Origin of the sequence: Paractinoplanes polyasparticus (assembly GCF_019710575.1) — a bacterium.
Taxonomy (GTDB): domain Bacteria; phylum Actinomycetota; class Actinomycetes; order Mycobacteriales; family Micromonosporaceae; genus Actinoplanes; species Actinoplanes polyasparticus.
The window spans coordinates 1-26321 of sequence record NZ_JAHWFK010000028.1 but is presented as its reverse complement, the minus strand read 5'-3'; the positions used below and the strand labels follow the sequence as shown (position 1 = coordinate 26321).

Below are 26321 nucleotides of genomic sequence, written 5' to 3'. Positions count from 1 at the left end.
TGGAGAGCGCGGCTACCGCTTGTCGCGGGGGTCGGCGGGGATCCAGTGTTCGCCGGTTTCGGTGGGCTCGAGGTCGATGGTCAGGTATTCCGTCGACTCGGGCGAATGCTGCGGCAGGGTGACCTGCGGCTTCGGCTCGCGGGCGAGTGCGTCGGCGGCGCGTTCGGCCTTGCTCTTGGGCGGGCGGTCGTTGGCGATCAGCACGGCCGCCCAGGGGAGGAAGACCATGCCGGCGGCGCAGAGGGTCAGCCACAACGGGAGCCATGGCGGGCGGACACTGATCAGCACCGCGCCCACAATCAGGCAGGCGGCACGGATGCTCATCATCGACACGTAGCGGATCTGCCGGCTGCGGAACTGAGCGTCCTGACTACGAGCGGCGTCCGTGATGAGAACCGCTCGGTCCGGCTGCTTCTTCACGATGGGGTCTCCGATCGACAGCCCATCCTTACACCGTTCGTGCCGGTGCGCCCACTGCCTGCCGGTCGCGGGCCAAGAACAACTCGATGGCGTACGCATCACCGCAGGTCACACAGCGTTACCCGAACCGGCTCAGGCCTTGGCGGCGGCCTTCATCTCTTTCTTGTAGGCGCGGACCTTGCCCAGCGACTGCTCGTCGACGATGTCCGCCACCGACTTGTACGAACCCCGCTCGCCGTAGCCGCCGGCCGCTTCCCGCCACCCGGCCGGCTGCACGTCGTACTGCTTGCCGAGCAGCGCCACGAAGATCTGCGACTTCTGTTTGCCGAACCCCGGCAACGAGGCGACCCGCTTGAGCAACTCGGCCCCGTCATCGACGCCGTCCCAGAGATGGGCGGCATTGCCGTCGTAGCGGTCGACCAGTGCCCGACACACCTCTTGCACCCGCGCCGCCATCGCCTTGGGGAACCGGTGCAACGCAGGCGGCTTGGCGAAGATCGCGACCAGAGCTTCGGGGTCGAACTCCGCCAACTCGACCGCGGTCGGCGCGTGCCCGAGCCGCTGCGCCAGCACGAACGGTGAGCTGAACGCCTTCTCCAGCGGAATCTGCTGATCGAGCACCATGCCGATCAGCAGCGCCAGCGGATCGGTGGACAGCAGCTCGTTGGCCTCGGCGTCGATCGGCAGCGAAAGCGTCATGACGCTCATCTTCGCAGGTCTCCCGGCCGTGCCGCCGCTGTCCCCACGGTCATCGGAGGCCGCCCTCGTAGGCGGCGATGACCAGGTGGGAGCGGTCGCGGCCATCGAACTTGGCCAGTAGGCGGTTGATGTGGGTCTTGACCGTCGACATGCTGACGCCCAGATCGGCGGCTATCTGGTCGTTCGAGAGGCCGCGCGCCACCAGGATCAGCACCTCGCGTTCGCGGCCGGTGATGTGGGGCAGCGGCGTCACCTGGCGCTCGGGCAGCTCGACGTAGGCGTCGATCAGCCGGCCCTGGGCCGTCGGGGCCAGCAGCCGGCCGCCCGCCGCCACATGCCTGATCCCCGCGATCAACTCCTCGGGCAGCGCTTCCTTCATGAGGAAGCCCTGCGCGCCGGCCCGAAGCGCCCCGAGAACGTACTCCCGCAGGTCGAACGTGGTCAGCACGAGCACCCGCGTCTCGACCGCCGGGAGCCCCCGGCAGATCTCGCGGGTGGCCTCGATGCCGTCCATGTCGGGCATCCGGATATCCATCAGCACGACGTCGGGGCGTTCCCGGCGGACGACCTCGACCGCCTCCCGCCCGGTGCCGGCCTCCCCGACGCACGCGAGCCCGGGCGTGTGGTCGATCAACAGTCGGAAGCTGCCTCGCACCAACACCTGGTCGTCGGCGACGACCACTCGGATGTCGGTCATGCCGCGTACCGCATGGTCGTCGCCACTACCCACCCACCGCCCGGCTGCGGGCCGGCATTCAGCTCGCCACCGAACTGGGCCGCGCGTTCCCGCATGCCGACCAGGCCCTGCCCAGCCGCGGATCGGGGGGCCGCGCTCTCGCCCTCGCCGTGGCGAGAACCGTCATCAGTCACCCGCACACCGACATGGCCGTCACCGGCCACGATTTCGACCTGGCAGCGTGTTGCCCCGGAATGCCGGACCACATTGGTCAGGGCCTCTTGCACCACGCGATAGACCGACAACGCGACATCGTCGGGTAGATCCGCTGAGCGTGCGGTCTCGGCCCGAGAGTCGAAGTCGACCGTCAGCCCGGTGGACCGGGCTGCCTCGACCAGGTCGTCGAGGTCGGCCAGCCTGGGCATCGGCTTCATGGCCGCCTCGGCCCGGACGACCCCCAGCGCCCGCCGGATCTCGCCCAGCGTCTCGCGGCTGGTGGCGGCGATGACCCGCAGGGCCTCGCGCATCTCGTGCGGATGCTCGTCGCCCACGTGGTCGGCGATCGTCGCCTTGACCGCGATCATGCTCATGCTGTGGGCGACGATGTCGTGCAGCTCGCGGGCGATGCGCAGCCTCTCCTGCTCGACCGCCAGCACGGTGGCCTGCTCGGCCCGGGCGGCCGCGTGGGCTCGACGCTCCCGGACGACGCGCCCGGTCGCCCAGCATGCGGCGGCCACCCAGGTGATCAGGGCGGTGCCCATCACGTCGCGCGAGGTCGCGCCGAACACCGCTGCCACGACCACCGCAGCCGCCAGAACGACGGGCACGGAGTGCCGGCGTCGCACCTGGAGGCCGACCGAGTAGAGGACGAGGCCCAGCGCGACGACCGGCGCCGGGCCGGCGTAGAAGGGAACAGCACCGGAGCCGACGGCGAGCGCGACGAGGCCAAGGACCGCGGCGGCCGCGGCGACCGGCCACAGGCGACGGACCGCGACCGGCAGGCCGACGGCCAGACCGACGAGGAAGGACGCCCAGCCCGGCTCGGACCAGCCGGCCTGAGGGCTGATCGGCGTCTCGGTCGCCGCGTACCAGCAGACCAGCACGGTTGCGGCGGCCAGCAGACCGTCGATGGCGATCAGCTGGCCACGGCTGAGCCTCCGGAGGAGGAGCGAGGGCGTAGCGGCAGTCACGAGGGCGACGTTATCGAGGCCGGATGATCCGTGGCGTCAACCCAGGGTTCGATTTTCTGCCTCCCCGCCTCGGAACCCAGGTTTGACGACATCCGGCTTTCCCCTCGCGAAGCTCGACGCCATGACGACACCGATGGTTTCGATGCGAGATCTCCGGATGGAATACGGCGCCGGTCCGAGCCGGGTGACCGCGCTCGACGGGCTCTCGATCGATCTCGTGGCGGGCAGTTTCACCGCCGTGATGGGCCCGTCCGGCTCGGGCAAGTCCACTCTGCTCCACTGTGCCGCCGGCCTCGACCGTCCGACCTCCGGCCAGGTGACGGTTGACGGTGTCCGCCTGGCCGAGCTCGACGAGACCGGTCTGACTCTGCTGCGCCGCCGGCGGATCGGCTTCGTCTTCCAGGCCTTCAACCTGATCTCGTCGCTGAGCGCGGCGCAAAATGTCGCCCTGCCGCTGCGGCTGTCGGGCCGGCGCATCACGCCCGACGCGGTGACCGCCGCGCTCGAGTCGGTGGGCCTGGCCGATCGGGCCGAGCATCGTCCGGTCGAGCTGTCCGGCGGTCAGCAGCAGCGCGTGGCCATCGCCCGCGCGATGATCACCCGGCCCGCCGTGATCTTCGCCGACGAGCCGACCGGCGCGCTCGACAACCAGACCTCCCGCCACGTCCTCGAGCTGCTGCGCTCCCTGGCCACCGAGCAGGGCCAGACCATCGTCATGGTGACCCACGATCCGGTCGCCGCGGCATGGGCCGATTCGGTGCTGCTGCTGACCGACGGGCGTCTCGCCGACCGCCTCGACGGCGCCCCGGCCGAGGTCATCGCGGCCCAGATGGCGCGGGCCGAGGCATCATGCTGACGCGTGACCGGCTCGGCTCCCTCATCGCGGTTCTCGTCGGCGCGGCCGTGGTCACCCTGACCCTCACGCTGCTGGCCTCAGCCCGTCCCCAGCGCCCCGACCGGTTCGCGGCGGTGACGGTCGCCGTGCACAGCCCCGGCGTGACCACACCGGCCGATCCCTTCCCCGAGTCCCGCCCGTGGCCGAGCGACGAGGCGGCGCAGCTGTCGGCCCGGCTCGCGGCCGTGCCCGGCGTGGAGGCGGCAGTCGCCGACCGCCCGTTCTACGCGCAGCCGGTGGTGGCCGGTCGCCCGGTGGCCGAGATCCGGCAGGGCTACGGCTGGGCCGGCGCGGCAATGGCATCCGATCACCTCGTCGCCGGACAACCGGCGACCGGCGTGCGCGAGGTGGTGCTGGGCGCGAGCCTGGGCGTCCCGGTGGGCGGCATGGTGACCGTCCTGACCGCCGCCGGCCCCGCCGCCTGGAAGGTCACCGGCCTGATCGACGCCGCCCGGCTCTACGTCGCCGACAGCGAGGCAGCGCGCCTCGCACCCGGCGTTCGCGTCATCGGGTTGACCGGCGATCCCGACCCTGACGACGTGCGGGCCGCGGCGCCGGGCGCCACCGTGCTGCACGGCGACGGGCTGGGGCGGTTGGAGCCGCGGTCCGACGCGCGCAACCGGTGGATCGGGCTCCAGGTGCTCACGGCCATGGTCGCCCTCTCGGTGTTCTCGTCGATCTTCGTGATCGCCTCCACACTCGCGCTCTCGGTCAACCAGCGGCGGCGTGAGATCGGTCTGCTGCGGGCGGTCGGCGCCACGCCCCGTCAGGTTTGGCTCGCTGTGCTGCGAGAAGCCGCGACGATCGGGCTCTGGGGCGGTGCCGGCGGCGCCGCCCTGGGTCTGCTGTGCGCCCCGTTGGTCGGGGGCGTGCTGGTCGATGCGGGGTTCCAACCCGAGTCCTTCCGGGTGAGCGTCCACGTCTGGCCGATCCTGGCCGGTGTCGTCCTCGGGCCGTTCGTCGCCGTGGCCGGTGGGCTGCTGGCGGCTCGCCGGGCCGCTCGGGTGCGCCCGCTCGAGGCGTTGCGCCGGGCCGAGGTCGAGACTCGCCCGATGACCCGCGGCCGATGGCTCGTCGGGCTGGTGTTCGCCGCCGTCGGTGTCGCCGCCGGCGCGGCCACGGTGGTCACCGACGACGTGTCCGCGTTGGGGACCTACGCGCTGCTGGGGGCCATGGCTCTCATCGTCTCCGCGACCGTGCTCGCGCCGGCCGTGGTGCCAATGGTGGTGCGACTCGTCCTGCGACCGGCGGGCGGGGCGCTGGGCACGGTGATCCGTGAGAGCGCCGTGGCCGGATCCCGGCGGACGGCCTCCACGGCGGCGCCGGTGCTGCTCACGGTGGCCTTCTCGGTGTTCATCGCGGGCAATGTCCAGACGGCCGAGAAGGCCTACGCCGATCGCCGGGCCGAGGCCACGGGCACGCAGAAGGTGGTCGTTCCCGACGGCACGCCCGGCCTCAGCGATGCCGCCGCGCCCACCGGCGACCTGCTCACCAGCGTCTACATAGGCGAGACAGTGACGACAGCCGCCGGGTCGCCGTCCGGGCCGGGCGACGGCCGCGTGGTCCTCGCCGAGTCCCGTGCCCGCGAGTTCGGCGTCGCCCAGGGTGGCACGATCACCGCGACGTTCGCCGACGGCGCCCGGGTCGCACTGCGGGTGTCGGCCATCCAACCGGACCGTCCAGGATCAGCCGGGATGCTGTTGTCCCGCCGGGCCGTGCGCAGCCACGACCCGTCCGCGCTGGTGCCGGCGATGCCCCTCGACGGCGGTGCTCCACCGAAAACTCCGCCCGGCGGCGGCGACGCGACGGCTCCCCCCGGCGGCGGCGAGACGACGGCTTCCGCCAGCGGCGGCCTGGCGACGGCGCCCCCGGGCGGCAGTCAGGCGATGGCACCCTCGGGCGGGGGTGTTCCGGCGGCGGCTGCTCTCGGCGGACGGGTGGTCGATGTCGAGACATACGCGCGGGAGGCCGACTCGGAGGAGGACCGGCAGGTCTGGATCTTCACGCTGTTGCTGATCGGCATCTCGGTGGGGTACGGCGCGCTCGCCGTCGCGAACACGCTGGCCATGGCGACGGCGCGACGGGCTAACGACTACCGGCTGCTGCGGCTGGCCGGCGCTACCCGGCGGCAGGTCCTGCTGGCCGTCGCCGGCGAGTCAGCGCTCGCCGTCGTGGTCGGCTCGCTACTGGGAATCGCGGCCGCACTTCTCGCTCTCCGCGGGGCGACGGCGGGCCTCCGGGCGCAGACCGGCACATCGGTCGCGCTCACGGTGCCGTGGCCGGTGCTGGCGGCCGCGGTGGGTACATGCTTCGTCCTCGCCGTGATTGCTGCCACGGTTCCGGCCCAGGCTTGTCTGACCGCTGCCAACCCGCTCCGGGAGCGAGCATGATGACCGTCGGGGGACCTCGCGTCGGCCGCGCGCCGGGCCGAGCTCCGGGCGCCTCCGCCGGTTCGAACAACTGGCGGCGGGCACGCCGACACCCAGGGGTGATCGTGGCCACGCCGCGCAGCGCCTCGCGGTTTACCGGCGGGCCCTCGGGGCACCTCCAGCCGATCTGCCGAAAGGAAACGAGATGAGCGACTCGCAGGAAGACATCGAGCGGGAGATCCTGGGCGGCGACTACGGCCCGGGCGTTCTCGACGAGCCCAGCACCTACCGGCCCGAGAAGGGTGACGACGACCCGGGGCTGTCCAGCACGCTGGCGGCGGGCACCGACACCGACCAGCTCCAGGACGGCGGACCGCACCCCGAGCACGGCATCATGACCACGACCGGTGGCACCGCGGGGCCGAACAGCTTCCGCACGCGCCCGCGCTCCGGGCCCGGCGTCGCCAACACGACGACCGGCGACGCCACCACCGGCGCGATGGAGACGCCGGTCGACGGCTACACGAGCGACGCCAGCAGCAACGCCGTCGACTGACCACGACCACCACGGCCGTCCCAGCCCCGCAGACCAGCCCTTTCGTACAGGGACGGCAGACGCCGGCGGTTGGCGCCGTGGCGTTCCCGGTGACGGAGGGCCGGTCGAGCGCCTTGGCGTCTTCGGCGGCGGATCGCACGGACGGCGACGGTGCAACGCCGGGACGACGTGGCCGGTCGGGCGCTGTGGCGCCTACGGCCGCTGGCGAAGCCGGTCGGGCGCTGTGGCGTCTACGGCTGGCGGAGCGGGTGCGCCCTCCGGTGTTTGCGGCGGCGGTCTGCGGGCCGCCGCCGGGGGGCGCTTTGGGCTACCGTCACCGGCGTGGGCAGAGATGCGCTGGGTGAGCCGTTCGCCTCGGGGCGGGAAGCAGACGTGTACGCGCTCGATGCGGGGACGGTGCTGCGGCGGTACCGGGGCGGTGGGGACGCTTCGCGGGAGGCCGCGGTGATGGCGTACGCCGCGAGCCTCGGTTATCCGGTGCCGCGCGTCTATCGGGCCGACGGCCCCGATCTGGAGATGGAGCGGCTGGTCGGGCCGACCATGGCCGCCGCGTATCTGGACGGGAAGCTGGCGCCGGACGCGGCGGCGGCGATCATGGCGGATCTGTTGCGCCGGCTTCACGCGTTGCCGGGGCGGGGTGGGGTGGGGTCGGTCGTGCACCTCGACCTGCACCCGGACAACATCCTGCTGACCGACCGCGGGCCGATGGTGATCGACTGGTGCAATGCGGGCGACGGGGATCCCGACTTCGACACCGCGCTGACCGCGTTGATCCTGGCTCAGGTCGCGATCGGGTCGATCGGCCACGAGATCGGCGCCGACGCCGGGGCCATGCTCGACCGGCTGATGCAACTGGTGCCCGGTGACCCGCTCGCCCAGCTGGACGAGGTCGTCGCCTACCGGGCCGGGCAGTGGACCATGTCGGCCGACGAGGTGGCCGCCCTCCCGATCGCGGCCGCCCGGGTGCGGCGCGCGGGAAGCGATGCCGCCGACAGCTGAATAAGCTTTCGTAGGTCTCGTGGATCGCCTGCGCCAGTGGGTGCAGTGTGCGAGCCGGCCGACGTCAGCGCGGCGAGAATGAGAGTGGGACAGATGCGGGCGTTGGTACAGACCGTCAGCCGGGCCGCCGTCACTGTGGATGACGAAGTCGTCGGCAAGATCGAGGACGGGCTGCTCGTGCTGGTCGGCGTGACCCACGACGACACCCCGGCCAAGGCCGCCGAGTTGGCTCGCAAGACCTACGAACTGCGCATCCTGGACGATGAGGCTTCCGCGGCCGATCTTGGTGCGCCGCTGCTGGTGGTCAGCCAGTTCACGCTCTATGGGGACGCCCGCAAGGGGCGGCGCCCCACCTGGAACGCGGCTGCGCCCGCCGAGGTGGCCGAGCCGCTCGTCACCGCGTACGTCGAAAGCCTGCGCGCCCGGGGAGCGACCGTCGAGACCGGCCGCTTCCGGGCGCACATGCTCGTCGAAAGCGTGAATGTCGGACCGCGGACGATCCTGATCGAGCTTTAGAAGAACAGACCGCGCCGCTGGGCCGACTGGCGCAGCCAGTTGTCGAGCTGACCGGCCCAGTCGGCCTGGTCGACGGTCGCGTAGTCGATGTCGAAGCGGCCGAACGCGTCGCGCCCCTCGGTGAACACTCCGCCCCGCTTGTCGATCTCGAGCACCACCTGCAGCTTGTGCGGCGTCGGGATGAACGTGAGCTCGAGCTGGTTGATGCCGCTCGCGTAGGCCGACGGCGGGTAGAACTCGATCTCCTGGTAGAACGGCAGGTGCTGCTCGACCCCGTAGACCCGGCCGCGCTCGACGTCGGCCCGGCTGAAGCGGAAGCCCAGCCGCAGCAGCGCGTCGAGGATGCGTTCCTGGGCCGGCAGCGGGTGCACCGCCACCGCGTCCAGGTCGGATTTGTCGACCGCGCGGGCGATCTCGAGCTCCGTGGTCAGGCCCATGGTCATGCCGTGCAGGTGTTGCCCGTACACCTCGGTGATCGGTGTCTCCCAGGGCACGTCGAACCGGAACGGGACGTCGTACTTCGCGCCCGGGTCGAGCCGGAAGGAGCCGGTCAGCCGCTGCCGGTGGAATTCCTGATCGGTGTTGTACTCGCTGTCGCCGCTCTCGACCTCGACGCGGGTGATCAGCCCGACCGCCAGATATTCGACGTCGACGGCGTGGTCGCCCCCGAGCACGTGGACCTGGCCCTCAAGGAAACCGCCGGGCCGGCAATTGGGGTTGGCCAGCACAGTTTCGACTGACGGCCCGCCGACACCGAAGGCTTGCATCATCTTTTTGAAGACCACTGAACCATCTCCTCCTCAAGGGCGTTTGGGGAACAGTATCGGCGCGCAACACGCGGCGAGTACCGGCGAACCGGCTACTTGTCGGCTTGGCGACGTCAGGGTTCTCCCTGATTCATGCCACCTGGACGCTTGCCTCACCTCGGTTTAACGCGCCCCAGGCCAAGCTATCGATCACACCGGCACGAAGCGGCTGGGAATGCACGAGACAGTACTCAGCGGGGAGGGGACTGAAAGGTGGTCCTGCAGATGAAGGCGTCGGAGTCCAAGACGGCGGTTGCCGTCGACAACAGCAGCATGACCGACGGTGTCGAGCTCCTGACCGACCTGGACGCCACGGACGAGCGCGGCGTCTCCGCCGATCTGGTTCGTGCGTACCTCAACGGCATCGGACGCACCCGGCTGCTCACCGCGGTCGAAGAGGTCGAGCTCTCCAAGCGGATCGAAGCCGGCCTGTACGCCGAGGAGAAGTTCGCCGAGGCCGCCGAAGACCTGGCACCCCTCCTGCAGATCATCGCCGCGGAGGGTAAGGCGGCGAAGAATCACCTGCTCGAGGCCAACCTGCGACTTGTCGTGAGCATCGCCAAGCGCTACACCGGGCGGGGCATGGCCTTCCTCGACCTGATCCAAGAGGGCAACCTGGGCCTCATCCGCGCGGTCGAGAAGTTCGACTACACCAAGGGCTACAAGTTCTCCACGTACGCCACCTGGTGGATCCGCCAGGCCATCACCCGCGCCATGGCCGACCAGGCCCGCACCATCCGCATCCCGGTGCACATGGTCGAGCAGGTCAACCGCATGGTGCGCAGCCGCCGCGACCTGGCCGCGTCGCTGGGCCGCGAGCCCAGCATCGCCGAGATCGCCGAGGCCATGGCGGTACCCGAGTTCCAGGTCATCGAGCTGATCTCGTACGACCGCGAGCCGGTCAGCCTCGACCAGGCCGTCGGCGAGGACGGCGAGAGCGCGCTCGGTGACTTCGTGGCCGCGGTCGACCCGAGTCAGCCCGGCGCGACGGTCGGCTCCGGCGAGCTGCGCAGCGAGGTCGAGATCGTCCTGGCCACGCTGAGCGAGCGCGAGTCGGCGGTGATCCGCCTGCGGTTCGGCCTCGACGACGGCCGTCAGCGCACCCTCGACGAGGTGGGACGCGAGTTCGGCCTGAGCCGCGAGCGCATCCGCCAGATCGAGAAGGTCACCATGCTCAAGCTCCGCGACCCGGAGCGCTCGTCCCGGCTCGAGGCGTATGCGGGCTGATTTCTTGTGACATCACCGCCCGGCGAGCTTCGGCTCGACCGGGCGGTTCTTTTTGGTCCGGGTGGGCGGTTCTTTGGTCCGGGTGGGTGCGATGGTCGCGCCTTTTTGAGTACGCGCCATGGAGCACCCGCGTTGGCAGTGATCACAGGGCCCGCTGCCGCGCCGGGCTCGCGCGTATCGCGTTGGTCAGCGGCGAGGGGCCGCAGGCGCGAAGACGACGAGGGTCGGCGCCGCGCTGTGGTTATGGGATGCGAAGACGACGAGGGCCGGCGGCGCGCTGTGGTTATGGGGTGCGGAGGCGGCGGGGGCCGGTGTCGGGGCGGCGGGCGGGGTCGCCGATCTCGGTGGCGGCGTGCAGCACCGAGATGCCGTCGGGGCGGGCCAGCACCGGGTTGAGGGAGAGTTTGCGCAGCCGGGGATGGTCGTCGGCGAGGCGGCCCACGCGGAGGAGCAGGTCGATCAGGGCGTCGCGGTCAACGGGGGCGGAACCGCGGTAGCCGTGCAACAGCGGGGCCGCGCGCGGCTCGACCACCAGGGCCTCGGCCGCGCGGTCGGTCAACGGCGCGGCCCGCCAGGCCAGGTCACCCAGGAGTTCGCTGGCCACTCCCCCGAGCCCGAACCCGACGATCGGACCGAAGGCAGGATCTTCCATGACCTCGACACGACACGCCACGCCGGCGGCAACCATGGTCTGGACCAGCACGTCGGGACCGAACGCGGTGGCCAGTTCGGCGTAGGCGGCGCGCACGTCGTCCTCGTCGGCCAGGGCCAGGCGGACCGCGCCCAGGTCGATGCGATGACGCAGGGCGCCGCCGGCGGCCTTGAGAGCCACCGGGTAGCCGAGCGCCTCGGCGGCCGCGATGGCCTCGTCGGCGGTGGTCGCCAGCGTGGACGGGACCACGCTGATGCCGTACGCGGCCAGCAGCTCACTGGGTGGGCCGTCCACCTGAGCGGCGACCGGATCGACGCCCTCGAGCAGCGGAATCACGCCGGGTGGGCGGCGTAGCCAGTCGGCGTAGGTGGCGACCCGGCCCAGGGCGCGCACCGCCTCCTCGACCGAGGGATAGGCGGGGACGCGCGGCGTGAGGCTGCCCAGCAGAAAGGTCGACACGGTCGGCTTCTCGCCGGCGAGGGCCACGCCGGCCAGGGCGGCGGCGAAGTCGGCGTCCTCGTCCGCGAGCTGGCCGGGCAGCGGGGGCGCGAACACCACGACGAGGGCGTCGGCCCGCTCGTCGACGGCCGCGTCAGCCAGCGCGTCGGCGAAGTCGTGCGCGCCGGCCTGCGGGCTGATGTCGCGCGGATAACCGGCGGCGACGGTCAGGCCGTTGGCCCGGCAGGCGGCCACCGCCAACTCCGACAGAGCGGACGAGTTGCCGACCACGGCGACGCGGCGACCGGCGGGCAGCGGCTGGTGCGCCAGCAGCAGACCGACGTCGAAAAGCTCTTGGACGGTGTCGACGCGGATCACGCCGGAGCGGGCGAACAGGGCGGTGACCGCGTTGACGTCGGGACCGGGCAGGTCGCCGGCGAGACCGGGCGGACGGGTGGCCGAGGCGACCGCGACGACCGGTTTCACCCGGCTCATGCGGCGGGCCAGGCGGGCGAACTTGCGCGGGTTGCCGAACGTCTCGAGGTAGAGCAGCACCGCGTCCGTGCCGGGGTCGTCGCGCCAGTACTGCAGCAGGTCGTTGCCGGAGACGTCGGCCCGGTTGCCGGCCGAGACGAAGCTGGACAGGCCCAGCCCCCGGCGTTCGGCCTCGGCCAGCAGCGCGACCCCGAGCGCGCCGCTCTGGCTGAAGAAGCCGACCCGCCCGGCGACGGGCAGGCGTGGCGCCAGGGTGGCGTTCAGCCGTACGCCGGGGTCGGTGTTGGCCACCCCCATGCTGTTCGGCCCCACCACGCGCAACCCGGCAGCATGCGCGCCCTCGATCAGCGCGCGTTGCGCGGCGCCGCCCTCGGGACCGGCCTCGGCGAACCCGGCCGAGACGACCACCAGACCGCCGGCGCCGCTGGCCGCGGCGTCGGTCAGCGCGGCCGCGACACCCTCGGGTGGGACGGCGACGAGCGCGAGGTCGATCGTGACGCCGGCCTCGGTGGCCGAGCGGTAGGCGCGCAGCCCGGCCACCCGGTCGGCACTGCGGTGGACGGGCACGATCGGGCCGGTGAAGCCGCCGTCGCGCAGGTGGCCGAGCATGGCCGCGCCGATGCCCTGGCCGCTCGCGCTGGCGCCGTAGACCGCGACCGCGCGGGGGGACAGCAGTCGGGCGATCGAGCGGGCCTCGGTGATGTGCTCGCGCGATTCCTGCACCTCGCGCGACTTCTCGGTGGGCGCGATCGGGAAGCTCAGGTGAACCACACCGTCGGCGTACTTGCGCTGGACCTGATAGCCGAAGTCGCTGAAGACGCGGAGCATGCCGCCGTTCTCGGGCAGGACCTCGGCGACGAAACGGGTGATGCCGTTGGCGCGGGCGGCCTCGGCCAGGTGTTCGAGCAGGACCGAGCCGATGCCGCGGCCCTGGTGGGCGTCCTCGACGACGAAGGCGACCTCGGCGTCGGGCGAATCCGGGCCGAGGCGCTCGTAGCGGCCGACCGCCATGATGCGCGGGCCGCTGACGATGACGAAGGCCTCGCGGTCGTGGTGGTCGACGTTGACGAAGCGTTCGAGGTCGCGCTCCGGAATGCGCGGATAGGGAGAGAAATAGCGCAGGTAGCGGGTGCGATCACTCATCCGGGAGTGGAACTGCACGATGGCTTCGGCGTCGGAGGGCTCGATCTGTCGCAGGTGGACGGCACTGCCGTCGGAGAGCAGGACGTCCGCGCTTATGTCCATGTCTCCTCCTCTCGCCGCTGGCGCTCGTCGTGGGATCGGCGGCCCCGTGGGCCGGTCAGTCGCGGGGGTCGTGGGGATCGAGCCCGTGCAGCGGGAAGACCTCCATGCGGCTGGCCAGGATGGCCCGGTCGACCGCGTCGGGGGTGGTGCCCGGCTGCCACTGCTCGGCCGGAGGTGGGGTGCCGTCGGTCATCGTCTCGGGCGCCGTGACGCCGGGGCACCGCTCGGCGGCGAGCTTGCGCCAGGCCTGCGGGGTGGGCGTATGCGGGTCGAGCGGATCGCCCGTGGCTGTGGCGAGCAGATGGGTCCAGGCCCGGGGCACCACCTCGACCAGCGCGTAGCCCCCGCCACCGGTGGCCACCCAGCGGCCGTCGCAGAGCTCGTCGGCCAGGTCGCGCATCGCCAGGTGGGCCGCGCGCTGGCCGTCGACGGAGAGCCGCAGGTCGGCGAGGGGGTCGAGCAGGTGGGAGTCGGCGCCGCACTGGCTGAAGATGATCTCGGGGGCGAACGCGCGCAGGACCGAGGGCACGATCGCGTGGAAGGCCCGGAGCCAGCCTCCGTCGCCCGTGCCGGGGGGAAGCGGGACGTTGACCGCCAGGCCCTCGGCGCCCGGCCCGCCCGTCTCGTCGGCGAAGCCGGTGCCCGGGAAGAGGGTGAGCGGGGTTTCGTGCAGGCTGATCGTCAGCACGCGGGGATCGTTGTAGAAGGCGGCCTGCACGCCGTCGCCGTGGTGGACGTCGACGTCCACATAGGCCACCCGCTGGGCGCCCCGGTCGAGCAGGCGCGCGATGGCGACGGCCGGATCGTTGTAGACGCAGAAACCGGCCGCGCGGGCCGCCATCGCGTGATGCAGGCCACCGGCGATGTTGACCGCACGGGTGGTCGTACCGGACCAGACGGCCTCGGCCGCCGCGATGCTCGCGCCGCAGATGCGGGCGGAAGCCTCGTGCATGCCGTCGAAGACGGGGTTGTCGGCGGTGTTGAGGCCCCAGCCGCGGAAGAACGGGTCGAGCGGGGCGCGCCGGACCGCGTCGAGATAGTCAGGGCGATGGATGCGTGTGAGATCGGCCTCGGTCGCCGGCTCGGGCGTGACCATGCGGACACCCGGGCGATCGAGGACGCCCAATTCCCGGGCCAGAGCCATGGTGAGCTCGACGCGCACGGGATTGAGCGGGTGTTCGCCCATGTCGTAGTCGAGCAGGGCCCTGTCCCACACCACCGTGGTCGTCGGATCAACCATGACAGTCATGCTGCCACGCTTTCCGCACGCGACCGGCAGATGGACGGTCAGGTAGGCTTCTTGCACCTGCTCGGGGCGTCTGTCAACCCCCGGCAACGAGGTATTATCGCTGCTGGGAGGGCCGCATTGTGAATGTTTCTGTCGTCAGCTCCGCGCTGGCGGTCCACCGAGACCGCTTGGAGGTCGGGGCATGAAGGCGTCGGTGCACAACCACGACCTGATCGACACCACCGAGATGTATCTGCGCACCATCCTCGAGCTCGAGGAAGAGGGTGTGCCACCGCTGCGGGCGCGCATCGCCGAGCGGCTGCACCAGAGCGGTCCCACAGTGAGCCAGACGGTCGCGCGGATGGAACGTGACGGCCTGCTGACGGTCGAGAACGATCGTCATCTCGTCCTCACCGACGACGGCCGGTCGACCGCGGTCTCCGTCATGCGCAAGCACCGGCTGGCCGAACTGCTGCTGGTCAACGTCATCGGCATGCCCTACGAGGAGGCCCACGAGGAGGCCTGCCGCTGGGAGCACGTGATGAGCGACTCGGTCGAGAAGAAGGTCTACGAGCTGCTCAACAAGCCGACCCGCTCGCCGTACGGGAATCCGATCCCCGGTCTCGAGGCGCTCGGCGTCCCGGACGACGAGGAACCGCTCGACAGCGCGGCACAGGTCAGCGTCGGTGAGCGCAACCTCGCGTTCCCGGGCCTGACCGGCAGCGTCGTGGTCCAGCGCATCTGCGAGAGCGTGCAGACCAACGCCGACGTGCTGCGCCAGTTGCACGCGGCGGGCATCGACCCGGGCACGACGGTGACGGTGGCTCAGGAACGCGACGGTGTCACCATCGACCGCTCCGGCGACAAGATCCGGTTGCCGCGTGAGGTGGCGTCGCGGGTGTTCGTCGCGGCGCACTGAGTTACGCCGCTGAGAAAGGCGTCAGCCGTCGGTCGTGTCCATCGCCTTGGCGAGCGCGATGAGCTTCGGGTTCATCGCGGACACGGCGGCGGCCGGCGCCTTTTTGTCGAAGGTGAAGCGCAGCGTCTGCAGTTGCTTCGCCTCGCTGAGCCAGCCGATCTCGATGGTCGGGCCGTGTCCCGCGGCGGGCGGGGTGTAGAGGCGGTAGGCGGCCTTGCCGACGCCCTTGAGTTTGGTGGCCTTCGACGGCTTCAGGTCGGCCAGGAACTGTGCGGGGCTCGCCTTCGTGCTCTCCACGACCGAGAGCATCAGGTCGGGGTAGTCGCCGGCCGTGGTCTGCACGACGCAGGTGGACGTGTCGTCGATCTGGTCGGACGCGGCCACGTCGAACGCCACGCCGGTCTTCTGCTTGATGAACGCGTAGTCCCACAGGATGCAGGCGCCGCCGGCCGACGCGGCCGGCGCCTGCTCGACCGTGACGGGCTTCGGGGCGGCGGCCTGTTCCTCGCCCCGCTTCTCGCAACCGGTCAGCGCGAGCAGCAGAACGACGCCGACCACAGCGACGGAACGCACGATTGATCCTCCCGAGAGATCCGGGACACACCGTACTGGTCCGGGCAAGGCTCACGAAAGCCCGCAGACGAAACGAATGATGTACGCACAGTGATCCAGCGACTGGACACTCAGCGTCAACGGCCGACAGGATGGCGACATGATTAACGACCGGCTGATCGATGCGGGCGACGTGCCGCTGGCGGTGCGCGACTTCGGGGGCGACCAGCCGCCACTGCTTCTGCTGCACGGGGCCGGGGGCAACCTCGCGACGATGACCACGCTGGCCCGGGCCCTGCGACCGAACCACCGTGTGATCACGGTTGACCTGCGGGGGCACGGGCGCTCGGGCGAGGGCACCTGGACGTGGGACTCGGCGCTGGGCGATCTGGCCGCGGTGTGCGTACAGATGGAGATCGAACGACCGGCCGTGGTGGGGCACTCGCTCGGCGGCATGCTCGCGGCGCTGTGGGGCCAGCGGCATCCGGAGGCCCCGGGCGTGGTCAGCCTGGACGGCAACCCGCCGCCGACGTCGGTCGACCAGTTGCCCGGCCTCGACCCGGCGAAGGCGTCGGCCGAACTCGAGCGACTGCACGCGACCTTCAACCAGATCGAGGCGCAGGCGGGCCGGGTGATCGAGGCCGATCGACTGGCCGACCTGGTCGAGAGCCAGCAGGCCGCGGCGCGTGACATGGGCGCCAACGAGAAGGTCTGGATCGAGGGCTTCCGGCGCAACCTGGCCCACGAGAACGGCGAGACGTCGCTGCGCCCGTCGGCCGCGGTGACCAGCCAACTGCGTACGCTGATGAACGAACTCGACCTCGGGCCGGTCTACGCCGGCACGTCGTGTCCCGAGCTGGTCGTCCTCCCCACGCGCAACCTGCCCCAGCAGGAGCCGTTCGCCGAGCTGTACGAGGCCCACCGCCGCTTCCTGCTCGAGCAGGTGCGGGCCGCGGGTCATCCGCGCTACCTGCAGCTGGCCGACGCGTCGCACGCCATGGTGGTCGAGCAGCCGGCCGTGCTGGCCGGCCTGATCACCGACTTCCTCCGTTCGGCGTAGCCGACAGGTAGGCCGGCAGGCGGGTCAGGCAGCTCTCCCATCCGGCGCGGTACATCGCGGCCGTCTCGTCGTCGACCTCGTCGTGGACGATCCGCAGGCCGGTGCCGTCGCCGGACGGGGTGAGCTCGATGGTGACCCGGCTGTCACGGTCGTCACCGGCCCAGCGCCACGACTGCACCAGGCGGTGGGGCGGGTCGAGCTCGCGGTATTCCCCCGCGAAGCCCATGTCGCCCGCGTCGATGCCGAAGCGGCCGCCGACCACCGGCTCGGAGAACGCGCGGGGCTGCATCGCGGCCGGCCAGTACCAGGCGGTGAGGGCGGCGGCGTCGGTCAGCGCGAACCAGACCTGCTCGGGCGGGGCGTCCACTCGCGACTCGATCACCGCGGAGCTGTCGTAAGCCATCGCCCGAGGCTGTCACTGTTTCGCCGCTCGTGCCACCCCGTCCGGCTCGGCCGGCAGCGGCCGGGTGGCCCCGGAGGCGATCAGGCCGATGGCCAGGGCGCCGAAGACGCAGAGCATGGCCCGCAGGACGCCCAGATGTTCGGCCAGCAGCCCGATCAGCGGCGGGCCGGCGAGGAACGCGCCGTAGCCGATGGAACCGGCCACCGAGACCCGGATCGCCGCCCGGGCCGGGTCGTCGGCCGCGGAGCTCATGCCGATGGGGAAGCCGAGCGACGCGCCCGCTCCCCACAGCAGGGCCCCGGCGATGGCGACCGGCACGCCGACCTCGGTCACGACCAGCAGCAGGCCCACTGCGGCCGAAGCCGCGGTGACCCGCAGGGTGGCGACCCGGCCCCAGCGCTCGATGGCGTAACCGCCGAAGAGGCGACCCAGCGTCATGGCGGTGACGAACACGGCGAAGGCGATCGCGCCGACTGTGTCGCCGGCGCCGTAGCCGTCGACCAGGCCGATGGCCAGCCAGTCGTTGGCGGTGCCCTCGGTGAAGCCGAACCCGAGCATGACCAGGCCGATCAGCACGGTGCGGGGCTCACGCCAGGCGCGGCGGACACTCATCGCGGGCTTCTGGCCGGCCGGCAGCGGACGGTACGGCAGGAAGTGGCGCACGGTCGGGGCGGTGACGGCCGCCGCCAGCGCCGCCGTGATGTAGAGCTGCGCCCAGATGGGGAGCCCGGCCGCGGCAGCCACGGCGCTGAACGCGGCGCCCAGGACCGTGCCCAGGCTGAAGCCGGCATGGAAACGCGGCATGATCGTCCGGCCCAGGCGGCGCTCGACGTCGGCCCCCTCGACGTTCATGGCGACGTCCCAGGTGCTGTTGCCCATGCCGGCCAGCACCAGGCCGACGCCCGCGAGCGGGACCGACCCGAGGAGCGTGCCGGTGGCGAGGCCGGTCAGGCCGACGACCATCGACGTGCTGCCGAGGAGCACGGCGCGGGCCGGGCCGACCCGCTGCACGAGCGGGCCGGCCAGCGGGATGGCAGCGATCGCGGCGGCCGAGAGGCAGAGCAGGAGCAGACCGAAACCGGCGGCTGACAGCTCCAGACCGTCGCGGACCGCGGGCGCCCGGGCGAGCCAACCGGCGTACGCCAGACCGTTGGTGGCGAACGTGAAGCCGACGGCGATTCGCGCTCGGTCGAGGCGTGGACGATCGAGTTCAGTCGCGGTCACGACCTCAACTTACACGTTAAACCTGGACCTCCAGGAGCTGCTCGAAGGTGCTCCGGGACGGCAGATGGGTCAGCAGATGACGGACATTGCGGTCGGCGTAGCGAACCCCTCCGGGGCCGGCGGCCTCGAGAGCCAGATCGAGTTGACCGGCGACGTAGTTCTGCAACGCTGTCGCGGCGCCGTGGAACGAGGCGAGGGTCAGCCCGCCCGGCTCGGCGCCGTAACCGGTCAGCAGCGCCCGGGCGCCGGCGACGTTGACGCCGCCGTCCGGGTCCACCGTCCACCTCGTCAGGGTGGCGGCCAGCTCCCACTCCGGCGGCAGGCCGGCCGCGTGCTCCCAGCCGGTGATCACGAGACGACCGGCGGACCCCATGCGTACGTTGCCCGGGTTGAAGTTGTTGTGGCAGAGAACCGGAGTTCTCGTTTCTGTCCCGCCGCCCAGCGACCCCAACCCGACCAGGGTGGGGACGGCGGCGGTGAGGAGCGGCGCCCACGGAGCCGCCTTGGCGTGCGCCCGGTCGGCCAGCTCGGGCCAGCTCGCTCCGGTCAGGCGCCCGGCGTTCCAGGGGCAGATGCCCGGCGCCGGGAAGGCCAGGCCGTGCAGGATCGCCAGCAGCCGGCCCACCTCGTAGGTGATCGTGGCACTGACGGGAGCCGCCAGGGGCGGGCCCGAACGCGGCGACTCGTAGACACGCCACCGGTTGCCGAGGATCAGCTCCGAGGCCGCGCCGTCGACGCTGCGGACGGGAGCCGGCAGCAGCACGCCGGCTCGGGCCGCCTGCTCCTGGAAGCGGGTGTTCTGCTCACCGTCGGTCGGTGGGTAGACGTCGTCGACCGTGCGCGGGGCGAACCGTCCGCGGTCCGTCTCGAGCAGCCAGCGCCGGCCCGACTCGTCGGGACGCGCGTAGGACCGCATCTCGCCGCGCACCGAACCCAGGGCGAAGCGGGCGGCGATCTGCTGGGCCAACCCGGCCGGGGCGACATCGGCTCGGCTGTGGTGGTCGACCTCGGCCTTCAGGTCGGCCCACGTACGAAATCCGTACTGCCCGGCCAGGGCGGCCTGGGCGTCGGCCAGGCTCGTGCCGGGTTCCGAGTCGCGCAGGCCGGCCAGCAGATCCTTGGCCTGGCGGCGCAGATGGTCGAGGTTGGCGTGGTCGGGCAGGGTCTTCATGGTTCCTCGCTCAGCGCCCGGACTCGCACAGGCACAGTGCCGTCTTGACGGGGATGGCTTCAAGCCTTCCGGCGAGTCTCGGCGCGTACCCGACACGCGCCACTCAGATTAGCCCATCTGGCCGACGATGCGGGGTGTGACCGGTCGACTACCGAGTTCGTGCCGCGAACCGGCCGCATCGATGCTCCGCGTTCCCTGCCGCCCATAGGTTCTGGGCAGCAGGCAACAATCCGAAAGGGACACAACAGTGCGAGCACCGAGAATCATCGTCAGAACCGTTCTCGCCGCCGCCGTGGCGGGCACCGGAGCAGTAGCGGTCGGCGCGTCACCCGCCCAGGCCGACTGGAACAACGGCCTCTTCACCGGGACGGTCCGGAACGACCGGGGCGCGGTCGTGGCCGGCGCCACGATCAGCGTCTGGCCCACAGTGAACGAGGACAGCAACCCCGTCGCCGTCACCACGACCAACGCCGCCGGCAAGTGGCGGGTCGCCGACCTCGACGCCGGCCGGTACAAGGTCGAGATCGGACTGGCCGGCTGGTCCGAGTACGCACCCGGCCGCGAGCGCAGCCACCAGAACGCCCGGACCTATCCGGTGACGGCCCACCGCGTCACCGTCGTCAACAGCGTCGTCGAGCGGGCGGGCTCGTTCTCCGGCCGGCTGACCACGCCGACGGGTGGCCCCGCGGCCGGCGTGCCGGTCACCGTGGACGACTACAACACGGCCCGCCCGTACCAGACCACCACGGCCGCCGACGGCACGTACTCGCTGCCGGTGCCGCCTCGCGGTGACTACGTCGTCAGCTACCGGGACGGCAACTTCCAGCAGTACGCCGTGGGCACCACCGACGAGCAGCAGGCCCGCCACTACACGGTCGCCTCCGGCCAGAAGGTCAGGGTCGACGACCAGTTCCTGGAAACCGCGTCCCTCACCGGTCGCCTCGTCGACGCCGCGGGGGCGCCGGTCGCGGCCGCCACAGTCCGATTCATCTACACCCAGACCGCGTTCGAGCTCCAGACCACCACCGACGCCGACGGCCGCTACAGCTTCGAGCAGCTGAACCCCGGCCCGGTGAAGGTCTCGTTCCGCACGGCTGACGGCCGGAGCCAGTACGCCTACCAGGCCGCCTCCTACGACGAGGCCACCGAGTTCGCCCTCACCCTGGGCACGGTGACCACCGTCAACGACACCCTGCTCCCCTGAATGGGAAAGGGCGGCCCGGCATACGCCGGGCCGCCCTTTTCGTGCTGCCTCAGCTGCAGCCGGAGGTGCTGCCGCAGCCCTCGCAGACGTAGCAACTGCCGGCCCGGCGCATCTTGGTGCCGCAGGTGAAGCAGAGCGGCGCGTCGGCCGAGTGGCCCGTCACGATTTCGAGCAGTTCGGTTGAGGAGCCGGCCACCGGGGACGGGGCCGCCTTGTCTTCCGCGTCGAGCGTCGGCGGCTTGGCCTCAGCGGGGGCGGAGGCTGCGCCGACGGGGGCGGAAACCGGGGCGGACGCGGCCATGCCGGCCAGGTCGACCACGGCGGCGGCGTCGGCGGCGGCCTCCGCCTGGACCTGGGCGGCCCGTTCCTTGGCCGTGAAGATGCCGAGGTCGGCCCGGGTGTCGTACGGGAGGAAGTCGAGCGCCAGGCGACGGAAGATGTAGTCCATCACCGAGGACGCCATGCGCACGTCGGGGTCGTCGGTCATGCCGGCCGGCTCGAAGCGCATGTTGGTGAACTTGCTGACGTACGTCTCGAGCGGGACGCCGTACTGCAGCCCTATCGAGATGGCGACGGAGAAGGCGTCCATCACCCCGGCCAGCGTCGAGCCCTGCTTCGACATCTTGAGGAAGACCTCGCCGAGGCCGTCGTCGGGGTAGTTCGACGCGGTGAGGTAGCCCTCGGCGCCGCCGACCGAGAAGGACACCGTCTCGGACGTGCGCTTCTTGGGCAGGCGCTTGCGGACCGGGCGGTACTCGATGACCTTCTCGACGACCTTCTCGACCTCGGTCGACGCGGCCGGGGTGACCTCGGTCGTGGTCTTCTTGGTGCCGGCGGCCGAGAGCGGCTGACCGACCTTGCAGTTGTCGCGGTAGATCGCGAGCGCCTTCAGGCCGAGCTTCCAGCCCTGGTAGTGGATGTTCTCGATCTCTTCGACGGTCGCCGTCTCGGGCATGTTGACCGTCTTCGAGATGGCGCCCGAGATGAACGGCTGCACCGCGGCCATCATGCGCACGTGGCCCATCGGCGCGATCGCGCGCTCGCCCATGGCGCAGTCGAAGACCGCGTAGTGCTCGGGCTTGAGGCCCGGGGCGTCGACGACGTTGCCGTTCTCGGAGATGTGCTCGATGATCGCCTCGACCTGCTCCTCGGGGTAACCGAGGCTGCGCAGGGCGCGCGGAACCGTCTGGTTGACGATCTGCATCGAGCCGCCGCCGACGAGCTTCTTGAACTTGACCAGGGCCAGGTCGGGCTCGATGCCGGTGGTGTCGCAGTCCATCATCAGGCCGATGGTGCCGGTCGGGGCCAGCACCGACGCCTGGGCGTTGCGCCAGCCGTTCTTCTCCCCGATCTTGAGGCCCTCCTGCCACTGCTTGGTGGCCTCGCGGACGAGGTCGGTGGCGACCGAGCCGGCCGGGCGGATGTCGTCGTTGGCGGCCGCGTGCTTACGCATGACGCGCTTGTGCGCGTCGGCGTTGCGGGCGTAGCCCTCGTACGGGCCGACGACCCCGGCGATCTCGGCCGAGCGGCGGTAGGCCGTGCCGGTCATCAGGGACGTGATGGCGGCGGCGACGTTCCGGCCGGCCTCCGAGTCGTACGGCAGGCCCGAGGCCATCAGCAGCGCGCCGATGTTGGCGTAGCCGATGCCGAGCTGGCGGTAGGCCCGGGTGGTGACGCCGATCTTCTCGGTCGGGAAGTCGGCGAAAGCGATCGAGATCTCCATCGCGGTGATGATGAACTCGACGCTCTTGACGAACTTCTCGACCTCGAAGCCGCCGTCGGCCTTGAGGAACTTCATGAGGTTGAGCGAGGCCAGGTTGCAGGACGAGTCGTCCAGCGACATGTACTCCGAGCACGGGTTGGACGCGGTGATGCGGCCGGTCTCGGGGTTGGTGTGCCAGTCGTTGATGGTGTCGTCGTACTGCATGCCGGGGTCGGCACACTCCCAGGCGGCCTGGGCGATGTCGCGGAACAGCTTCTTGGCGTCGATGGTCTCGATGACCTCGCCGTCCTGCCGGCTGCGCAGGCCGAACTCGGCGCCCGTCTCGTACGCCTTCATGAACTCGTCGCTGACGCGCACCGAGTTGTTGGCGTTCTGGTACTGCACGCTGACGATGTCGGCGCCGCCGAGGTCCATGTCGAAGCCGGCGTCGCGCAGGGCGCGGATCTTGTCTTCCTCACGCGCCTTGGTCTGCACGAACTCTTCGATGTCGGGGTGGTCGACGTCGAGGATGACCATCTTCGCGGCTCGCCGGGTGGCGCCGCCGGACTTGATGGTGCCCGCGCTCGCGTCGGCGCCGCGCATGAAGCTCACCGGCCCGCTGGCGGTCCCCCCGGACGACAGCAGTTCCTTGGACGAGCGGATGCGCGACAGGTTGACGCCGGAGCCGGAGCCACCCTTGAAGATGAGCCCCTCCTCCTTGTACCAGTCGAGGATGGAGTCCATCGAGTCGTCGACCGAGAGGATGAAGCACGCGCTGACCTGCTGCGGCGACTTGGTGCCGACGTTGAACCAGACCGGCGAGTTGAAGCTGAACACCTGGTGCAGCAGCATCCAGGTCAGCTCGTGGTCGAACAGCTCGGCGTCGGCCTTGGTGGCGAAGTAGCCGTGCTTCTCGCCCGCCTTGCGGTAGGTCGAGACGACCCGGTCGATCAGCTGCTTGAGCGACCACTCACGGTCGGGCGTGCCGACCGCTCCGCGGAAGTACTTGGTGGTGACGATGTTCGCCGCGTTGATGCTCCACGCGGTGGGGAACTCGACACCCTTCTGCTCGAAGTTGATCGAGCCGTCCCGCCAGTTCGTCATGACGACGTCGCGGCGCTCCCACTCGACCTCGTCGTACGGGTGGACCCCCTCGGTCGTCCAGACCCGCTCGACCCGCAGCCCCCCGTCGGCCGCGCTGTTGCCGTTCGCACGGCTGCGCTGCCGACCTGCTGTGATGCCGTCCCCGGCCATACTGCTCCCCCTCGTTGACACTGCTTCTACCACTCGTCTTTGCTTCGTGGTCCGCTTCGGCTTCGTCATCCGCCGATTTTCGGTGTGCGGCCGCCGGACCGCGGCGCCACCGGGTGGCGCAGACCGGACTCGCGGACGATCGTCGCCTCGCGGAGCGCGGTGATCTCCTTCTCGAACTCGTCGAGCGAGTCGAAGGACTTGTAGACGCTGGCGAACCGGAGATAGGCCACCTGATCGAGTTCCCGCAGCGGGACCAGGATCGCCAGCCCGACCTCGTGACTGGGGATCTCGGCCGCGCCCTTGGCCCGGACGGTCTCTTCGACCTTCTGCGCGAGCAGCGCGATCGAGTCCTCGTCGACGGGCCGGCCCTGACAGGCCTTGCGAACACCACTCATGATCTTCGTGCGGCTGAAGGGCTCGGTGACACCACTGCGCTTCACGACGGCGAGAACGGCCTCCTCGACCGTGGTGAAGCGCTTGCCGCACTCGGGGCACGATCGACGGCGACGGATCAACTGACCGTCGTCGGCCTCGCGCGAGTCGACCACGCGAGAATCGGCGTGGCGACAGTACGGACAGCGCACCTCGAACCCCCTCCGGCGCCTGTCACCGGAAACGCGGGCACGCAAAAATACGGCTGCTCGCTGGCAACGGGCCAGCTTGCGCCGTTCACGGCCTGTGGATAACCGGTGGAGGCGAACCCCAACCTGTGGATGACTTACACCCTTGTAACTACTAGATGTTGGGGTAGACGCTATGCCGCGGCGGACGCGGACGCAAGCGAAGTGGCACGCCGACGCGCCGTATTTTGCGACTCAACACGAGCGGTTGACCGCACCCTCACGGAACGAGGTGATCATGCGCTGTTTTCCCGCCTGACACCGCTTTGATCTTGCGGAGCCCCGCTTCGATCACGAGTCCCGCGGCAAGATCAAAACATCGCCGGGCCACACGACGGAGCCCGACAGGCCGTTGAGGCGGCGCAACTCGTCGACGGCCGCACGGCCGTCGCGCTCGGGCGAGGTGCGCGCGGCAATGTCCCACAACGTGTCGCCCGGGCGGACCACGATCGACGGCGGCGGGCCGGACGGCGGCTGCTCGGCCCGGGACGCGGTGGTGAACAGCACGGCGCTGGCGAGCGAGGCCAGCATGACGAGGAAGCCGAGCACGACGGCCCGCCCACGCCGGGTGAGCCGCAGCGGGGGCTGGCCCGGCCGCACCCTCGGGGCCACCACAACGTTCGTCACCATGGCTTTCCTCCCGGCGGAAGATGATCTTCGTACGGGCGTTCGATCGAACGCCCGTACGACGGTCTATCAGAACACGCGTACGGAAGTCGAGCACTTCCGGGCGACACGCCGGAAGAATGTCGTACAGATGTTTGAATATGTCGCACCCCGCGATTACGGTTCTCCCTCAAAGGGGTCAGCCGGGCACACGCCATCCCCACGGCGAAGCGCTCGGCTCCGCGAAGAGCACCACGTGCCGACAAGGCACTGGCCGACAGGGAGGCGGACGTGTCGACCGACGACCGGACGAGCAGCCGGCAACATCAGACCAAGCCCGACAACGGCGCGGCCCTGCGCCGCCGCACACCGAACCGCGGGCGTGCCGCCGACGCGCCGCAGCTGCGTTCCGTCACTCCGGTGGTCAGCCAGTTCCCCGAGCCGGTCACGGCCGATCTGACCGCCCGCCAGCGCCGCATCCTCGAGTTCATCCGCGACTGGGTCGACCGCTACGGCTACCCGCCGAGCGTCCGTGAGATCGGTGAGGCGGTCGGGCTGGTCTCGCCGTCGAGCGTGGCCTACCAGCTGAAGGCGCTGGAGACCAAGGGCTTCCTGCGGCGCGACCCCAACCGGCCGCGGGCCGTCGACGTGCGCTCCCCCGCCGAGATGGTCGACGACGAGACGCTGCGCTCGGCCCGCCCCCAGCCGGCCTACGTGCCGCTGCTCGGCCGCATCGCCGCCGGTGGCCCGATCCTGGCCGAGCAGGCCGTCGAAGAGTTCTTCCCGCTGCCGCGCGAGCTGGTCGGCGAGGGCGAGGTCTTCATGCTCGAGGTCAAGGGCGACTCGATGATCGACGCGGCCATCTGCAACGGCGACTGGGTCGTCGTGCGGCAGCAGCCCACGGCCAACGCGGGCGACATCGTGGCCGCGATGATCGACGGCGAGGCGACCGTGAAGCGCTACCGCCAGCGCGACGGGCACGTGTGGCTGATGCCGGCCAACCCGGCCTTCGACCCGATCCCCGGCGACGACGCGACCATCATGGGCCGCGTCGTGGCCGTCCTGCGCCGTGTCTGAGCCGACCGGAATCCTGGCCTGAGCGCAGCGCCCGGCCGAGGCTGAGCGCAGCGCCCGGCCGAGGCTGAGCGCAGCGCCCGGCCGAGGCTGAGCGCAGCGCCCGGCCGAGGCTGAGCGC

At 71.0% G+C, this 26321-nt stretch carries 24 protein-coding genes; 10 read left to right on the top strand and 14 right to left on the bottom strand.

Annotation, left to right across the window (positions count from 1 at the left end; translation table 11 throughout):
• Positions 1 to 12: 12 nt before the first annotated feature.
• The 4 genes from KXC43_RS25835 to KXC43_RS52820 all read right to left on the bottom strand — a co-directional run bounded on the left by KXC43_RS25835 (position 13) and on the right by KXC43_RS52820 (position 2985).
• On the bottom strand, positions 13 to 420 hold the full coding sequence (locus KXC43_RS25835; protein WP_438870914.1) for a DUF3099 domain-containing protein: 408 nt from the start codon (positions 418 to 420) through the stop codon (positions 13 to 15).
• Between the two features lie 132 nt (positions 421 to 552).
• A complete protein-coding gene (locus KXC43_RS25830) occupies positions 553 to 1119 on the bottom strand; it encodes an HhH-GPD-type base excision DNA repair protein (RefSeq protein WP_221378740.1) in 567 nt (188 codons plus the stop codon).
• Between the two features lie 49 nt (positions 1120 to 1168).
• Positions 1169 to 1816, bottom strand: a complete 648-nt coding sequence (locus KXC43_RS25825) for a response regulator transcription factor (RefSeq protein ID WP_221378739.1) — start codon at positions 1814 to 1816, stop codon at positions 1169 to 1171.
• Positions 1813 to 2985, bottom strand: coding sequence for a sensor histidine kinase (locus tag KXC43_RS52820; RefSeq protein ID WP_221378738.1), 1173 nt, complete (start codon positions 2983 to 2985; stop codon positions 1813 to 1815). The genes KXC43_RS25825 and KXC43_RS52820 overlap by 4 nt, the downstream gene beginning before the upstream one ends.
• A 142-nt stretch (positions 2986 to 3127) precedes the next feature.
• Here KXC43_RS52820 and KXC43_RS25815 point away from each other — a divergent pair, with 142 nt between their 5' ends.
• The 5 genes from KXC43_RS25815 (at position 3128) to dtd (ending at position 8320) form a co-directional block, all read left to right on the top strand.
• Positions 3128 to 3841, top strand: coding sequence for an ABC transporter ATP-binding protein (locus KXC43_RS25815; protein ID WP_308129251.1), 714 nt, complete (start codon positions 3128 to 3130; stop codon positions 3839 to 3841).
• Positions 3835 to 6270: an ABC transporter permease gene (locus KXC43_RS25810; RefSeq protein WP_221378736.1), complete on the top strand. Its 2436-nt coding sequence runs from the start codon at positions 3835 to 3837 to the stop codon at positions 6268 to 6270. Before KXC43_RS25815 ends, KXC43_RS25810 begins: the two co-directional genes overlap by 7 nt.
• Before the next feature lie 184 nt (positions 6271 to 6454).
• Complete coding sequence (locus KXC43_RS25805) at positions 6455 to 6805, top strand: hypothetical protein (protein WP_221378735.1); 351 nt, start codon at positions 6455 to 6457, stop codon at positions 6803 to 6805.
• Positions 6806 to 7126: 321 nt separating this feature from the next.
• The gene (locus tag KXC43_RS25800; RefSeq protein WP_308129250.1) at positions 7127 to 7804 is read left to right on the top strand and encodes a phosphotransferase; all 678 of its coding nucleotides are present in this window, start codon (positions 7127 to 7129) and stop codon (positions 7802 to 7804) included.
• A gap of 93 nt (positions 7805 to 7897) precedes the next feature.
• Entirely contained in the window at positions 7898 to 8320 is a 423-nt protein-coding gene (dtd, locus tag KXC43_RS25795) for a D-aminoacyl-tRNA deacylase (RefSeq protein ID WP_221378734.1), read from the top strand.
• Here dtd and KXC43_RS25790 read toward each other — a convergent pair.
• On the bottom strand, positions 8317 to 9105 hold the full coding sequence (locus KXC43_RS25790; RefSeq protein WP_221378733.1) for a sporulation protein: 789 nt from the start codon (positions 9103 to 9105) through the stop codon (positions 8317 to 8319). The two genes, dtd and KXC43_RS25790, sit on opposite strands and share 4 nt — an antisense overlap.
• Positions 9106 to 9399: 294 nt before the next feature.
• On the opposite strand from KXC43_RS25790, the gene sigB reads away from it, so the two are divergent.
• Entirely contained in the window at positions 9400 to 10353 is a 954-nt protein-coding gene (gene sigB / locus KXC43_RS25785; RefSeq protein ID WP_221378743.1) for an RNA polymerase sigma factor SigB, read from the top strand.
• A gap of 283 nt (positions 10354 to 10636) precedes the next feature.
• On the opposite strand, the gene KXC43_RS25780 is transcribed toward sigB, so the two are convergent.
• Positions 10637 to 13183 carry a bifunctional acetate--CoA ligase family protein/GNAT family N-acetyltransferase gene (locus KXC43_RS25780; protein ID WP_221378732.1) on the bottom strand — a complete coding sequence of 849 codons (2547 nt, stop codon included), beginning with the start codon at positions 13181 to 13183 and terminating at the stop codon, positions 10637 to 10639.
• 55 nt (positions 13184 to 13238) lie between these two features.
• Positions 13239 to 14423, bottom strand: coding sequence for an acetoin utilization protein AcuC (locus KXC43_RS25775; RefSeq protein ID WP_221378742.1), 1185 nt, complete (start codon positions 14421 to 14423; stop codon positions 13239 to 13241).
• Between the two features lie 190 nt (positions 14424 to 14613).
• Here KXC43_RS25775 and KXC43_RS25770 point away from each other — a divergent pair, with 190 nt between their 5' ends.
• Positions 14614 to 15330, top strand: coding sequence for an iron-dependent transcriptional repressor DtxR (locus KXC43_RS25770; protein ID WP_221378731.1), 717 nt, complete (start codon positions 14614 to 14616; stop codon positions 15328 to 15330).
• Positions 15331 to 15351: 21 nt separating this feature from the next.
• Here the strand turns inward: KXC43_RS25770 and KXC43_RS25765 are convergent, their stop codons facing one another.
• Positions 15352 to 15903, bottom strand: coding sequence for a hypothetical protein (locus tag KXC43_RS25765; RefSeq protein WP_308129249.1), 552 nt, complete (start codon positions 15901 to 15903; stop codon positions 15352 to 15354).
• 139 nt (positions 15904 to 16042) lie between these two features.
• Between KXC43_RS25765 and KXC43_RS25760 the strand changes: the two genes are divergently transcribed.
• Positions 16043 to 16942 carry an alpha/beta fold hydrolase gene (locus KXC43_RS25760; RefSeq protein ID WP_221378730.1) on the top strand — a complete coding sequence of 300 codons (900 nt, stop codon included), beginning with the start codon at positions 16043 to 16045 and terminating at the stop codon, positions 16940 to 16942.
• Here KXC43_RS25760 and KXC43_RS25755 read toward each other — a convergent pair.
• The 3 genes from KXC43_RS25755 to KXC43_RS25745 are packed head-to-tail and all read right to left on the bottom strand — an operon-like array spanning position 16917 to position 19740.
• Complete coding sequence (locus KXC43_RS25755; RefSeq protein ID WP_221378729.1) at positions 16917 to 17345, bottom strand: SRPBCC family protein; 429 nt, start codon at positions 17343 to 17345, stop codon at positions 16917 to 16919. The two genes, KXC43_RS25760 and KXC43_RS25755, sit on opposite strands and share 26 nt — an antisense overlap.
• A 12-nt stretch (positions 17346 to 17357) precedes the next feature.
• Entirely contained in the window at positions 17358 to 18569 is a 1212-nt protein-coding gene (locus KXC43_RS25750) for an MFS transporter (RefSeq protein ID WP_221378728.1), read from the bottom strand.
• 16 nt (positions 18570 to 18585) lie between these two features.
• Positions 18586 to 19740, bottom strand: coding sequence for a phosphotransferase (locus tag KXC43_RS25745; protein WP_221378727.1), 1155 nt, complete (start codon positions 19738 to 19740; stop codon positions 18586 to 18588).
• 247 nt (positions 19741 to 19987) lie between these two features.
• On the opposite strand from KXC43_RS25745, the gene KXC43_RS25740 reads away from it, so the two are divergent.
• Positions 19988 to 20944, top strand: coding sequence for a carboxypeptidase-like regulatory domain-containing protein (locus KXC43_RS25740; RefSeq protein WP_221378726.1), 957 nt, complete (start codon positions 19988 to 19990; stop codon positions 20942 to 20944).
• A gap of 49 nt (positions 20945 to 20993) precedes the next feature.
• Here KXC43_RS25740 and KXC43_RS25735 read toward each other — a convergent pair whose 3' ends face one another.
• The 3 genes from KXC43_RS25735 to KXC43_RS25725 all read right to left on the bottom strand — a co-directional run bounded on the left by KXC43_RS25735 (position 20994) and on the right by KXC43_RS25725 (position 25150).
• Positions 20994 to 23900, bottom strand: coding sequence for a vitamin B12-dependent ribonucleotide reductase (locus tag KXC43_RS25735; RefSeq protein ID WP_221378725.1), 2907 nt, complete (start codon positions 23898 to 23900; stop codon positions 20994 to 20996).
• Between the two features lie 65 nt (positions 23901 to 23965).
• Complete coding sequence (gene nrdR, locus KXC43_RS25730; RefSeq protein ID WP_221378724.1) at positions 23966 to 24484, bottom strand: transcriptional regulator NrdR; 519 nt, start codon at positions 24482 to 24484, stop codon at positions 23966 to 23968.
• Positions 24485 to 24811: 327 nt separating this feature from the next.
• Complete coding sequence (locus tag KXC43_RS25725; protein ID WP_221378723.1) at positions 24812 to 25150, bottom strand: LysM peptidoglycan-binding domain-containing protein; 339 nt, start codon at positions 25148 to 25150, stop codon at positions 24812 to 24814.
• A gap of 267 nt (positions 25151 to 25417) precedes the next feature.
• Here KXC43_RS25725 and lexA point away from each other — a divergent pair, with 267 nt between their 5' ends.
• Positions 25418 to 26203, top strand: coding sequence for a transcriptional repressor LexA (lexA, locus tag KXC43_RS25720; RefSeq protein ID WP_221378722.1), 786 nt, complete (start codon positions 25418 to 25420; stop codon positions 26201 to 26203).
• The last annotated feature ends 118 nt before the right edge of the window (positions 26204 to 26321 follow it).